At 63.3% G+C, this 13,837-nt stretch carries 10 protein-coding genes; 4 read left to right on the top strand and 6 right to left on the bottom strand.

Annotated elements, in window-relative coordinates; all coding sequences use genetic code 11:
* From AAGI46_09775 to AAGI46_09800, 6 genes are all read right to left on the bottom strand, one after another.
* Positions 1–477 (bottom strand): cytochrome P450 (locus AAGI46_09775; GenBank protein ID MEM1012493.1); only part of this gene is annotated, 477 nt, incomplete at its 3' end.
* Between the two features lie 6 nt (positions 478–483).
* The gene (locus AAGI46_09780) at positions 484–1,722 is read right to left on the bottom strand and encodes an FAD/NAD(P)-binding oxidoreductase (protein MEM1012494.1); all 1,239 of its coding nucleotides are present in this window, start codon (positions 1,720–1,722) and stop codon (positions 484–486) included.
* Entirely contained in the window at positions 1,719–2,033 is a 315-nt protein-coding gene (locus tag AAGI46_09785) for a 2Fe-2S iron-sulfur cluster-binding protein (GenBank protein MEM1012495.1), read from the bottom strand. Before AAGI46_09785 ends, AAGI46_09780 begins: the two co-directional genes overlap by 4 nt.
* Positions 2,034–2,043: 10 nt before the next feature.
* On the bottom strand, positions 2,044–3,960 hold the full coding sequence (locus AAGI46_09790) for an agarase (protein MEM1012496.1): 1,917 nt from the start codon (positions 3,958–3,960) through the stop codon (positions 2,044–2,046).
* Between the two features lie 20 nt (positions 3,961–3,980).
* The gene (locus AAGI46_09795) at positions 3,981–5,828 is read right to left on the bottom strand and encodes a beta-agarase (protein ID MEM1012497.1); all 1,848 of its coding nucleotides are present in this window, start codon (positions 5,826–5,828) and stop codon (positions 3,981–3,983) included.
* A 17-nt stretch (positions 5,829–5,845) separates the two neighbouring features.
* Positions 5,846–6,961, bottom strand: a complete 1,116-nt coding sequence (locus AAGI46_09800) for a mandelate racemase/muconate lactonizing enzyme family protein (GenBank protein ID MEM1012498.1) — start codon at positions 6,959–6,961, stop codon at positions 5,846–5,848.
* A gap of 269 nt (positions 6,962–7,230) precedes the next feature.
* On the opposite strand from AAGI46_09800, the gene AAGI46_09805 reads away from it, so the two are divergent.
* The 4 genes from AAGI46_09805 to AAGI46_09820 all read left to right on the top strand — a co-directional run.
* Positions 7,231–8,310, top strand: coding sequence for a glycosyl hydrolase (locus tag AAGI46_09805; GenBank protein MEM1012499.1), 1,080 nt, complete (start codon positions 7,231–7,233; stop codon positions 8,308–8,310).
* A gap of 56 nt (positions 8,311–8,366) precedes the next feature.
* The gene (locus AAGI46_09810) at positions 8,367–10,814 is read left to right on the top strand and encodes a glycoside hydrolase family 88 protein (GenBank protein MEM1012500.1); all 2,448 of its coding nucleotides are present in this window, start codon (positions 8,367–8,369) and stop codon (positions 10,812–10,814) included.
* A 28-nt stretch (positions 10,815–10,842) separates the two neighbouring features.
* Positions 10,843–13,305, top strand: coding sequence for a sugar-binding domain-containing protein (locus AAGI46_09815; protein MEM1012501.1), 2,463 nt, complete (start codon positions 10,843–10,845; stop codon positions 13,303–13,305).
* Positions 13,302–13,837, top strand: a 536-nt coding sequence (locus AAGI46_09820) for an enoyl-CoA hydratase/isomerase family protein (GenBank protein MEM1012502.1), incomplete at its 3' end; no start/stop codon positions are given. The genes AAGI46_09815 and AAGI46_09820, both read left to right, overlap by 4 nt.

Here is a 13,837-nt window from a genome sequence, read left to right on the forward strand (position 1 = left end):
CACGCCGTCGCCCTCTTTGAAGACATGGATGCCCCAGCTGATCCAAAGGTCGGCCTCGCTATCGGGCACGTTGAGCAGCCGCGTCAGCGAACGCGACTGGAGCGGCAGTGCGACCTCGCGAACGATTTCAACCTCGTCCTTCCTCGCGGCGTCGTCGACGATCTCCTCGACCAGACGTCGCATGTCCGCCTGGTACTCCGGGGCGTTCGGCCGCTTGAAAAAAGGCTCGACCAGCGCGCGGTAGTTGGTGTGATCCGGTGGATCGGTCTCGATCGGGTACTGCCGCACGTCGCGAACGTCCGCCTCGGAGTGCGGGACGATCATGTACGGATCGTCATTGCTGAACTGCTTCCAGTCCTTGCAGCACTTGCGAACGTCTTTGAGACGAAGGACCAGCGGCATGTCCTGCCCTTCGGCCTGCATCGTCTTGATGCCGGCGTTCTGTCGATCTTCTGCGAAAGGATCTCTGTCGGCCATCGTGGTCTAGTTGGAGGACTTCAGCAGGTCTTTGAGTTCGAAGCTGACATCAGCGAGTGACTCAGCAGGCGGCTTGATCTGCTTCGGAATCAGCTTGCTGCCGATCACGTAGCTCTTGGCCTCGTTGATGGCGTCGACTGCGATGAGCGTCTCGTCGCGCAGGTACCAGGCCGAAAAGCTCTGGCCTGGCTCGGCCTTGCCGCGAACGACGCATCGGTCGTAGCCCGTCGACACGCCCGCGATCTGCAGCTTCACGTCGTACTGGTCCGACCAGAACCACGGCAGCGTCGTCTTCAGCTGCGTTGCACCGGCGATGGCAGCGGCGACGCGTTTGGCCTGATCGGTTGCGTTCTGAACGGATTCGAGTCGCAGCCGCGTCTCGTAGAGCGGGTGGAACTGATTGCAGCAGTCGCCCATTGCATAGATCGACGGATCGGACGTCCGATTCATCTCGTCGACGACGATCCCGTTGTCGACGTCGAGGCCGCAGGCTCGGGCAAGGTCGTCATTCGGTGCGGCTCCGGCACCGACCACGACGAAGTCGACTTCGCAGAGGGTCTCACCCGCTTTGTCCCGCAGAGCGAGCCCGCCGCTTGACGGGTCGATCGATGCGACGGCGGTTCCAGTTCGGAGGTCGACGTCGTGCCCGCGATGGAGTGCCTCGAAAAAGTCTGACACCGCCTCGCAAGTCACGCGCGACAGCACACGATCGGCCATCTCGAAGACGGTCACTGAGCGTCCGAGCTTCCGCAGTGAGGCTGCGACTTCGAGGCCGATGAAGCCAGCGCCGATGATGGCGACACGGTCCGCATCACGAGTCGCGTCGCGAACGGCCTCAGCTTCGGCGGCGGTGCGGAGTGAGGAGACCAGGTCGTGATCGATGCCGCTGATCGGCGGTCTGAGGTGCTTCGAACCTGTTGCAAGGACGAGCGACGTGTACTCGATCGACGCGTCTCCAACCTGAACGGTCTTCGCATCACGATCGATCGCTTCGGCACGCTGATCCAGACGCAGCTGGATGCCCTGATCCTCGTAGAAATCAGTCGGCCGGATCAGCTGGAGGTCCGAGTCGCCGTTCGGATCGAGCTGCGTCTTCGATAGCGGCGGACGGTGGTACGGCACGACGGGTTCGTCGGCGATGAGCGTGATCGGCCCACGCCACTTTGCCTGGCGGAGCGAGGCACACAGCTGGGCCGCGGCGTGACCGCCACCGACGATGACGCAATGGTCGTCCGGCACACTCATTGGGGCGCAGCCACTCTCACTTTCAGGCCGTCGAGTTCGGGCGTGATCGGCACTTGGCAACCCAGCCGGCTGGTCTCGTCGGTGTCGTCGTCAAGCTCGAGCATGTCGGCCTCGGCGTCGTTGGGCTGGCCGACGCGGTCCATCCAGTCGGGATCGACGTGGACGTGGCACGTCGCACACGAGCAAACGCCGCCGCAATCGCCCTCGATGCCTTCGACCTGGTTAGCAACGGCCGCGGTCATGAGCGACCCATCGGCCGCGTCGACGACGACGTCTTGTCCATTCGGCTGTGTGTAGGTGATCTTGGCCATCGGTATGGTTCTAGCGGCTGGTGGTGACGACCTTCAGCGCCGCACTGCTGACGTGGCCGGTGGTATCGGCGTACCGGACGGTGACCTCATTGTTCTCGCCGAGCAGGTCGTAGGGAACGGGCACTTCGACGAGGCCGAAGAATCGCTGGCGATCTGCCTGCTCGTTGTCACCGCGGACGTCGCTCGGTACCGCGAGTTCTTCTCCGTTCAGTTTGACGGACGTTGGAAACGGGCTGAAGCCGTGATCGCGCCCGACACCTAAACGCAGAACTGCCCTGCCGCTGTCGCCGACGTCAACGCTTTCGATGGCGAACGTATTTGGCTGGTTTGCTTCGATGCGCTTGAGATAGCTGGTCGCGTAGTAGCGTGATTCCGATGCCGTCGCTGTCGGCTCGACCGCCTTCGAGAATGTGACCGAGAGGACCGCGGTCGCATTGGGCGGGAGGGTGATCGATTCTGGCAGGTCGCGCTGCGTCGAGGTGGTAAGGCGCGGAGCGCCCTCGGGATAGTCGAGCAGCTTGATCTGGACGCTTTCCACCAAGGCGTCACTCGGCAGCACCATCGCCGGCGAGACGGTCATCGATTCGAAGTCTTCCAGGCTGTTCATGACGATGTGGCCGACATCGCCCTCGAGGTAAGCGTGGGCCTGCAGGTCGAGCTCGTCGCTCGTGGTCATCACGCGGGTGCCGTTCACGTCGGACCAGAGCTGGAAGAACTTGATGACTTCCGTCCAGACCCAAGGCCCTTCGCGATCGTCGGAAAGGTCGGCGTCGCCTTCGGTGGCTCGACGCATCATCCGCCAGAGGTAAGGCCAGTCGTCACTGCGTCGGCCCCACTCGGCTTTGCCGATCGCGAAGAGCGTGGTCTGGTGGATCTGGTCCGGCCGCTCCAGGAACTGCATGAGCATCGCGTTGCCCGATCGGAGGATCTCGGCGTCGGCGGTCGGCGTCCAGGGCTTGCGGTAGTACTCGTGCAGCTGCGAGCCGTACTCGGAGATGAGGAACGGCTTGCGATGCCCAAGCTTGAGCTCGCTGTAATGATCGACGAGGTCGAGGACGGCTTCGATGTTGCTTCCGCGGCGCAGCTGTCGCAGGCCATTGCTGATGTTCGGGAAGTCGTAGAAGTGGAGGCTCCAGTAGTCCATCTTCTCGCCTGCGATGTCGATGAAGCTCTTGAGCCGCTCGTCCCAGCGTCCGAAATCATCCCGCTCCGGGAACGGAAAAGCGACGACGTAGCCGCCGATGAGAACGTCGTCGTTGTGCCCCCGAATGCCGTCGGCGACGGCGTTGTGGAACCGGAAGACGTCAGCCGGCGGCGTGTCGCCGCGCGTCGTGAGTTCCCACAGTGGCTCGTTCATCACTTCGACAAACTTGGGCTTCTCTTTGGGCCCTTCTGCGTACATCTGTGCGAGGTAGCGACCCATGAAGTCGCCCGTCGCCGTGCCGAGCGGCTCGTCGGCAGTGTCGGTGGTGGAGATGGTCCAACCCGAGTCCATTTCGGTCTTTCCATCCGGCCAGAAAGGATGGACTTGGGCCCCGACGATGACCTCACTGCGATGGGCGTAGCGCTCCAGATACGGATTAGCGAGGTCCCCTTCGCGCCAGTCCTCGACGAGCTGCGCGATTGAATCCGGATCGACGAAGCCGGGCCGATCCGGGTCCTCCTCAGAGCTTCGCAGCGTGCCACTGATCCGACCGGTCTCCCGCCCGAAGTAGACGTCGAGGTCTTCAAGCAGGTACTCGAGCTTGTCTGGCTCGCTCGTCCAGTCGCTCTCGGAGGTGCTGCCGTGAAGCGAGAGGAAGACCGAGCGGTCGAGCACGCTGACGCCGCCGACTTCATGGCGTGTGGTCCAATCGATCTCGACCGTCGACTGGCCCGACGCGACGGCCGAGAGCAGGAGGCACGGAATGGCAACGAGTCGGTACATGGCTGGTGCTCTAGGACTCGCTAGTTCGACTCGCTGCGGGTGTGCGACTCGAAGACGACGGTCGCCACCCGCCCGCCGTCGTCGGGGAAGACCAGCTCGACGTTGAGCGTCTCGCCGATGGCTTCGCTCGGGACAGGAAACTCGAGCATGCCGAAGAAGTCCGTCCGGCCGACCTGATCGTCGCCGGCCCAATCCGTCGGTGCTTCAAGCTCGACGCCGTTCACAGTGACGGTTGCGCTCAATGAGCGCTCCTTCGCACGCCCGATCGAGACGCGAAGGATGCCGTTCTGCGCATCCGTCGGGACGCCCGAAAGCGTGAATGCCACCGGCTTGTTGGCTTCGATCGTGTGCAGGTAGGAGTCTGCGTAGTAGCGCTCTTGCAGCAGCTCTTGCCGAACGCCGATGGCCTCGCGGAAATCGACGAGGAGCATCACGCCCTCTGATGGCCGGAGCGTCATGGTTGCTGGCAGTTCGAGCAGCGTCGACTCGGCAAAGCTGGCGACGTCGCCGTCCGTCTCGAGCGAACGCTTGCGGATTCGCGCGATCGGCAAGTCGTCCAGACCGTTGAGATCCACCTCGCGCGGCTCGCTCTCCAGATTCGCCAAGGCGATGTACATCCGCATGTCGTCGGCGAAAACCTGGACGCGGATGTCCGGGTCATCGGTCGTCGCCCAGCGGTACTCGCCCGTCACGTCACGCCACAGCTCGTACCAGAGCGGCACCTCGGTCAGCACGCTGTTCTCGCCGGCCTGCCGCCACATGATGAAGGTGTAAGGCTGCTCGAAGTCGTTGTTCTTGTACGACCACATCGCACGGGTCAGCAGGAATGGAACCGTCTTGGTGATCCGGTCCGGGTGATCCATGAACGTCATGACTTGTCCGTTGACCGATCCGAGCAGCTGCGCAACGCGAGGCGGGTTGTACGGCCCGACCGAATCGCCCGGGCCGCCAGTCGTGATGCGGCCGTGCTCGGTGATTTGCAGCGGCTTTTCCTCACCCAGGGCGAGGATCGGATACGTCGTCATGAGGTCGAGAATGGCCTCAGAGTTGCTGCCCGTCCGATTCGCATCCACGCCCCCCGCATTGGAGCCGTCGTAGATGTGATAGCTGAGGAAATCCATCTCGGCACCGGCGATGTCGATGAACGTCTTCATCCAGCCGTTCCAGTGGTCGAAGTCGCGTGCTTCAACCTCCATCCAGGCCGCGCTGTACCCGCCGACCTGGACGTCGGGCGTGAGTTCCCTGATTCGCCTGGCCGTGACGATGTGCTGCTGCGAGACGTCCTCGACCGTGGTACCGAGCTTGGCAATCTTGATGAACGGCTCGTTGAAGACCTCGAGGTACTTCGGCCGCATTTCCGGCGTGTAGAAGTGCTTGAGGTGCTGTGCGGTGAACTCCGCCGCAGCCTCGTGCGTCCGCGGGCCCCACGACGTGAAGTCGTTGTCGGGAACGGCGAACATGTACTCCGGGTGCGTGCACAGCACGACGTCACGCCAGTGCTCGGCCACGTAGGTCGGATCAGCTTGACGCTCGAGGATCACCTCCGCGCCACGCTGCCGCATCCACTCGACGTTGGGCATGTCGGGATTGAGCGGGTCCGACGGAACGAGGCTCATCATGCCTGTCTGCACACCGCCGTCGCGTCCGTAGCTGACCTGAAGGTGGTCGGTGAGCCAGCGGACCTCCTCTTCGGTCAGGTCGCCGTCGCGTGCCGAGGCGTGGATGGTGAGGAATTGCTTTCGATCCAGCTCCGTGACGCCGCCGATGTTGCGTCGCACGCTCGGCTCGATCGTCACGACGGCCGGCTCCGCGGCGGTCGCAATGGTGGAGAGCGTCAGGACGCTCGCGGTGAAGAGGGATGACTTCATTGGATTTGAGCCAGTGGCTATTCGTGTTGAACCGCTGCCTCGGCGACGCGGTGTGGTTTGAGGTTGTCCCAGTCGAACGTCACGCCGGTGCCCGGCTCATCGGGTGCGACGGCCCGCGCGTTCTCGACCACCAGCGGACGAGTCGTGTACTCGTCGATCGGGAAGCTGTGGACCTCCAGCCAACCCGCGTTGCTTTGGCCTGAGACAAGCGAAACGTGCAATTCCTGCATGCCGTGCGAGCAGACGGGAATGCCGTAGCGACGGGACAGTTCGGCGACGCGGAGCCAACCTGTGATGCCCAGGCAGTTGCTCGCATCTGGCTGAATGAAGCTCAGCTTCGCACGGTCGAACGCGTAGCCGAACTCGTGGATCGTGTGCAGGTTTTCGCCCATGGCGAGCGGGACGCCGGTCGCCTCTGCGATCCGGGCGTAGCCGTCGTAGTTGTCGGGGATCGTCGGCTCTTCGAACCAGAGCACGTCGGACTCGCCGAAGCGTTTTGCCGCCTCGATTCCGGTCTCGACAGTCAGGGCGTAGTTGGCGTCGACCATGAACGCGCGGTCGTTGCCGAGGCGTTGGCGGACGGCTCGAACCCGTCGGACGTCTTCGTCCAGGTTCGGCCTACCGACCTTGATCTTGGCAGCTTCGAAGCCGCGTTCGAGGTAGCCGTCGATGCTGGCCAAGAGCTCATCGAGCGAAAGCGCCAGGTCGATGCCGCCGCAGTACGCGTTGCATGTCTTCCCCGCACCGCCAGCCATCTGCCAGAGCGGCTTGCCGGCCTGTTTGCAGCGAAGGTCCCAGAGCGCGATGTCGAGCGTCGAGATCGCAAACGAGAGGATTCCGCCGCGCCCGACGTAGTGCATGTGCCAGTCCATTGCGTCGTTGAGCGCTTCGACGTCGTCCGCGTCCTTGCCGAGAACGAAGGGCACCAGGTCCTGTTCGAGCATGGCGAAGACGCTCGAACCGCCTCGCCCGCCGGTGTAGGTGTAGCCGGTTCCCTCGCTGCCATCGTCGAGGGTGACGGTGGCAGTGATGAGTTCGAAGTGCGTGTGCGTGCCGTGCTTGGCATCGACCATGACCTGTGGCAACGGCACGTTGTACAGGCGTGTACGAAGCTGCTGGATGGTCCGGCTCAAGGTGTCAGCTCCTCTCTGACGAGCCGGCGTCGATGCGGGATCTGCACCGCCGCCGCTTTAGTGTGAAAGCGGGGAGAATACCCGCGGTGTCGCCCGCGTGCAATTCGGAATCGACTTGCTGAGGCGATCGTGTCGATCGGTTGTTTTCACCGGCTTTAGTGGTACAGTCGCCGCCCCGATTCGGCCGCATGCCGGCCGGCGTCGGTCTGCGATGGCGTTGCTCAAGTGCACGCCGTTACAGCAACGCAGTGCCCAACCCACTCATCTTCATGGACCAGAAGCTCAGCGCCGCCAGCCTCCGCGCACAACACCACACCAAGGGGCCCGAATGGTTCTGTGACATCCGCACCAAGCCCATCACCGGCGACCTCGCCGTCAATGAGCCGGGCATGGTCCGTCGCGATCCGTCAGCCGTCATCTTCCACGACGGGAAGTACCACGTCTGGTACAGCAAGAGCACTGGCAAGAGCTTCGGCTTCGGAACCGGCGATACCGACAACAAGACCTTCCCCTGGGACTACTGCGACCTCTGGCACGCCACCAGCGAAGACGGCCACCACTGGGTCGAGCAGGACATCGCAGTACCTCGCGGCGAGCCGGGCAGCTACGACGATCGCAGCGTCTTCACGCCCGAAGTCCTTGCCCACGGCGGGAAGTTCTACCTCGTCCACCAGGTCGTGAAGTCGCCCTACCTCGTCCGGTCGATGGAGCACATCGCGATGGCGGTCGCGGACAAGCCCGAGGGGCCTTGGCGCAAAGTCGCCGGTTCGTACGGCGGGCCGATCCTCAGGACGACCGAGGACGGCGAGTGGGAAGGTGAGGTCGACAATCGATTCGCGATCAAGAAGAAAGGCGGCTTCGACAGCCACAAGGTCCACGACCCGTGTCTCATGGCCTACAACGGCAAGTTCTACCTCTACTATAAGGGTGAGCCGATGGGCGAAGAGATGTTCTTCGGCGGACGTGAGACCAAGTGGGGCGTCGCCATCGCTGACGACATCGAAGGGCCGTACGTCCGCAGCGAATACAACCCGGTGACCAACAGCGGCCACGAAGTCTGCGTCTGGCACTACAACGGCGGCATCGGTGCCCTGCTCACGACCGATGGCCCCGAAAAGAACACGATCCAGTGGGCACCGGACGGCGTCAACTTCGAGATTCAGGCCGTGATCAAGGGCGCGCCGGAAGCGCTTGGGCTCTTCCGAACGCCTGACCACGACAAGCACCCGCTCGAAGGGCTTCGCTGGGGGCTCTGCCATCACGTCAACCAGCAGGCCGGCTACCTGAGCCGCTTCGAAGTCGATGAGACGCAGAAGCTCAACTACACGGCCCGTCGGGTTTACGAGTGACCGGCGTGGAAGTCATTGCTCACGGAGGACCGATCATGGTTTCAATCAGATGTCGAATGCGTCGCGGCCTGCTCGTCCTGGCCGTCGTGGTGCTAACCGTCGGCACGATCTCGAGTGTCAGTCGAGCGCAGCCGATGCCGCTGTCACGATCGGACCAGCAGGCGTTTGAAGCCGAGGCGGTGCGGCAGACGTTGCGAAGCGTCGCGGAGTACCAGCTCAAGCGATACGGCCCGAATCCGCCGACAAAGGACTGGCTGGTCGGCACGTTCTTTAGCGGCATGGTTGCTGCGCACCAGGCGACGGGTGACGCGTGGTACCGGGAACAGGCCGAGCAGTGGTCGAGGCGGAGCGAGTGGGACATCCGGAACCCATTCGACGCCGACGACGTGTGCGTCGGCCAGACGTACCTCGATCTCTACTTCCTCGATCCGCAGGAGGAGAAGATCGCCAATCTGGTCGAGAAGCTCACGCCGCTGTTCGATCAGGAGACGCTTCCGCCCGGCGAGCCGCATCGGTGGATGAAGAACGAACGTCCGTTCATCGGCCGGCACCTCTGGTGGTGGTGCGACGCGCTGTACATGGCCCCGCCGGTCTACGCGCGTCTGTCAGTGGCAACGGGCGACCCGCGCTTCCGTGAACAGATGCACGAGCTTTTCTGGGACAGCACCGAGTTTCTCTACGATCCCGAGGAGCGGCTCTACTACCGCGATCTCTGGCGTTTTCCCAAAGACGGCAGCACGTCGGCGAAGGAGTTCTGGTCGCGCGGGAACGGCTGGGTCTTCGCCGGTCTGGCCCGCACGATCCCATATCTGCCCGAAGACGATCCGCGTCGCGAGGATTACCTCAAGCTGTTCGAAGACATGGCCTACCGGGTCGCCGAGCTTCAGCAGCCGGACGGCCTGTGGCGTGCGTGGATCAACCAGCCCGATGCCGACGGGTTCGAGATCAAGGAAGCTTCAGGAACGGCGTTCTTTGTCTTTGGCTTGGCCAAAGGCGTGAACGAAGGTTGGCTGCCTCGCGAGTACTTCATGCCGGCGATCATTCGCGGCTGGTCCGGACTCAACACGTGCATCACGCCTGACGGTCGGCTCACGCACGTGCAACGCGTCGGCAGTGCTCCTGCACCGGTCCGGCCGTGGGACAGTGCCGACTACGCGATCGGCGGAACGCTGCTCGCGGGTTCGGAGGTCTACAAGCTGGCCCAGTCAGGTGCGGTCCCGAGCAATCCGGAACTCACCGGCTTCCTGCCACGTGTCGTAGCCGACGATGGCGCGTTCACCTGGTACAACGATGAGCGGGCGATCCTGGCAGGACCGTTGCTGCTGGTGAACTACGTCAAGCGCGATGGCCGGACCGCGATGAGCGTCTTTGGCGATTTGCATCGCACGTTCTCCGAAAGCACCAAAGCCGAGGTCGTCCTGAGCTCGTGGGCGGAGAAAGACGACCACAACAACGGGGCCATGCTCTGGCTCGGCGGCAAGGAGCGGCGTGTGCTGGCGACCTACGCCCGGCATGGCGGACGGAGCGTCAACTTCGGGCAGCGCTACCTCGACTTCGACAAAGACGGCTTCAACGCAAGACCAAGGGTTTCCGACGAACGCAGCTTCGACGTCGTCACGACCAAGCGCGGGCTCACCTATCAAAATCTCATCCAGCTGAGCGACGAGGGCAACGGCGACGGACGAATCTACAACTTCTTCCGCGGGGACAACTTCAACCCGGCGTTTGTCTTCTCCGACGACGCGGCCCAGACGTGGAGCGAGCCAATCCAGCTCATCCGTGCCGGCAGCAACAGCAGCCAACGGCCGTACGTGAAGTACGCCGACAACGGCACTGATCGCATCGACCTGTTCTACAGCGAAGCCCACCCGCGGGCGGCGAAGGACAACAGTCTCTACCACGCTTACTACCAGGCTGGCACCTTCTACAAGTCCGATGGCACGCCCATCCGCACGATGGCCGAGCTGCGCGACAACCCGCTGACGATCGAGGACGGCACCCTGCTTTTCGATGGCAGCACAGAGTCCGGCCGAGGTTGGGTGTGGGATCTCGAACTCAACGAATCCAGCGAACCGCAGGCAGCGTTTATCTCATCGCCCAGCGGTGACATCGGCACCGACATGCGGTACTGGGTCGCGACGTGGCGGAACGGAGAATGGCGCGTCGAGGGAATCGGCTACGCGGGCAGCAACCTCTACCCGAAGGAACAGCACTACGCCGGCGGGATCACGCTCGATCCGTACGACCCGAACCGCGTCGTTGTCTCGGCCGACGTGCATCCGGGCACGGGCGAGCCTCTTCCACAGCGGGTCTACCAGCTCTTCAAGGGTCATCGCGACAGCGACGGCACCTGGACGTGGGATCAGCTCACGTTCGAACCAGTCCACGACCAACTACGACCGTTCCTTGTCCGCGGCCGACCCGACACGCTCGTCTGGTTCGCCGGCGAGTACGTCTGGTATGGCAGCTACCGCACCAAAGTGATGGCCAGCTGGGGTCTATAGCCATTTCGATCACGAACCTCTTTCCGCAATGAGCAGCGTCACCAACGCGCAGAATCCGTCGCAGCAGCAAGGTTTTGACCCGTCTCTCCACGTCGACGGTGCCACCGAGAGCGGCCGAGTCACGATCGACTTGAGCGGGCAGCACTGGAAGATGGAGGGCTTTCGTCCCGGCCAGGGCGAGGCCGAGGGCGTTCACGACGTTCCGAGCGAGTACCAGGGCATCTACTTCAGCTGGAACCAGGCCAGCGTTCCAGGCGACGTCTTCACGGACCTCCAGCGAGCCGGCGAAATCGACGATCCGCTGGTGGCGCGCAACTTCCACCGAGCCAAGTGGGTCCAGCACCGCGAGTGGTGGTACGTCCGCAAGTTCAACCTGCCCGAGGGTGCAAGCGGCAAACGCATTCGCCTCGAATTCGAAGGCGTCGACTACAGCTTCGAAGCCTGGCTCAACGGCAAGTCGCTCGGCACACACGTCGGCATGTTCTCGCCCCATGTGGCCGACATCACCGATCTCGTCCGGCACGAGACCTGGTTCGAAGGCGCGAACATCCTGATGATCCGGCTCGATCCGGCGCCGATGAACATCCAGAACACGGGCGGAAGCAAGCCGGTGTTCCAGGGCGACTACATGACCGGCGTCGTGCCGATGGGCATCTGGCGTCCGGTGAAGGTCGTCATGACCGGCGACGTCCACATCGATCACGTTCGTATCGACACGCCACTGTCGAGCGACCCCGCCGACGCGGACGCTGGAGTCGACACCGTCGCAAAGGTCGTCGTCGAACTCGACAGCACGCTCACCAACGCGGCCGACGTCGCCATGACGGTCGTTGCTCGTCCGGCTAACGAGGCCGCGACCGGCGGCGGTGAGACGACCTTCGCGCAGCGCGTCGAGCCGGGCCAGCAATACGTCGAGCTCGAACTTCCGCTCAAAGACGTCCGCCGTTGGTGGCCGTGGGACATGGGCGGCCAGCCGCTCTACCACCTGACGGTCCGCACCAACGTCGACGGTGTCGCCCACGACGAACACATGCAGCGGTTCGGCGTGCGCGAAGTCACGATGACGCGGAACCCCGGCTACACCGAAGACGAAGCTGAGTTCCCCTGGACGTTCAACATCAACGGTCGGCCGACCTTTCTGCGGTCTGCTTGCTGGGGTGGTCCGCCGTCGATCCTCTACGGACGCAACCCGCGTGCGAAGTACGTTGATCGTCTCGGCGAGGTCCGCGAGGCGAACATCAACAACCTCCGCATTTTCGGCTGGCATCCGCCGGAAGTGCCCGAGTTCTACGACCTGTGCGACGAGCTGGGCATCACCGTCTGGACAAACTTCTGCTTCGCGACGCAGGCGTACAAGGCGACGCCCGAGTTTATGAAGCTGGCGCTGGGCGACTGCATCGCGGCCGTCAAAGACCGTCGGCATCACCCGAGCAACATCTTCTGGATGGGCGGGGAAGAGGTCTTCTTCAGCCACGCCCACGCCGAGAGCGACAACCGGCACATCATGGAAGCCGTCGGCGAGGAGGTCGCGAAGCTGACCGACGTTCCGTACAACCTGGCCTCACCCCTCAGCGAGACATTCGGCCAGAAGCTCGGCTTCAAGCCCCACGACTCACGCCACGCCAACGGGCACTACTACGGCGCGGGCAACACGCTGATGGAAGAGTTCTATCCGTCGCTCGACTACTGCGTGATTCCCGAACTCACCGCGGCCAGCGCTCCAAACGTCGCATCGCTGCGGAAGTTCATCCCTGAAAGCGAGCTTTGGCCGCCCGGGCCGAGCTGGGGATACCACGGTGCGGACCTTGACGTCCTACGCGTTCTAAATGCGGAAGTCTTCGGCGACACACGAATGGAAAGCGTCGAGCAGTTTGCCGAAGCGACGCAGATCGCTCAGGGTCAGATCTTCCAGTTCGCGCTCGAGGCGCTGCGACGACGCAAACCCAAGGTCAGTGCCGTCGCACTGTGCCACTTCATCACGAACTGGCCGGACGTGAAGTGGGGACTGGTCGACTACTACGGCGAAAAGAAGCTCAGCTTCGACTACGTGAAGCGGTGCTACCAGCCGCTGGTCCCTTCACTCGACTACGACAAACGACGCTGGTCGCCGGGCGAGCTACTCGATGCGCACGTGTGGATTGTGAACGATCTGCACGAATCCTTCCACGGTGTGAAGGTTGACTGGAGCTGCATCGTCGACGGGAGCGAAAAGGCCAGCGGCCACGTGACCGTGGACATCGCACCCAACAGCTCGGCCAAGGTCTGCCCGATCGATTGGACCGTCGAGGGCAATGACGAGCAGCCGTTCGAAGTGCACTTGAAGCTAAGCAAAGACGGCAAGACGCTGGCTGAGAATCACCACGTACTGCTCGTCGGCGATCAGGCGGCGGCGAAGGCGAAGCTCAAGGCACTTGCCGACGAAGTCGCCAATCGCAAGCAGGCGTTCGGCAAGAGCTACTACCGCTATCACCCGGAGCTGTGGAACCTGTGAGCGACGTCGTCACCTACGCGAACGAGTCGGGCGTCGGCGTCGTCACGATGCGGCGCCCGAAGGTCAACGCGTACGACGAAGCGTTTCACGTCGCGCTATGCGACGCGATTCAGCAGGCCGAGGCAGACACGCCGGCCGTCGTCGTGCTGCGAAGCGGTATCGACGACATCTTTTGCGTCGGCGCAGACATCAAAGCCTGGGCCGCCAACTCGGCAGAAGGCAACGCCGCGACTGTTCGAGCCGCCCGAACCTCGGCCAACGCGCTCGCCGGCGCGAACAAGCTCGTGATCGCCCACGTCGCTGGTCACGCACTCGGCGGCGGACTGGAACTGATGCTCGCGTGCGACCTCGTCGTCGCTCAGCCCGGCGACTACCAACTCGGCCTTCCCGAGATCAAGCTCGGACTCATGCCAGGCAATGGCGGCGTCGCGAGGCTGGTCCGACGTGTTGGCCGGAGTCGTGCGCTGCTACTCACGTCGACCGGACGATCCATCACGCCGAGCGAAGCACACGGCATCGGACTCGTCGACGA

It is taken from the genome of Planctomycetota bacterium (assembly GCA_038746835.1).
Taxonomy (GTDB): Bacteria; Planctomycetota; Phycisphaerae; order Tepidisphaerales; family Tepidisphaeraceae; genus JBCDKH01.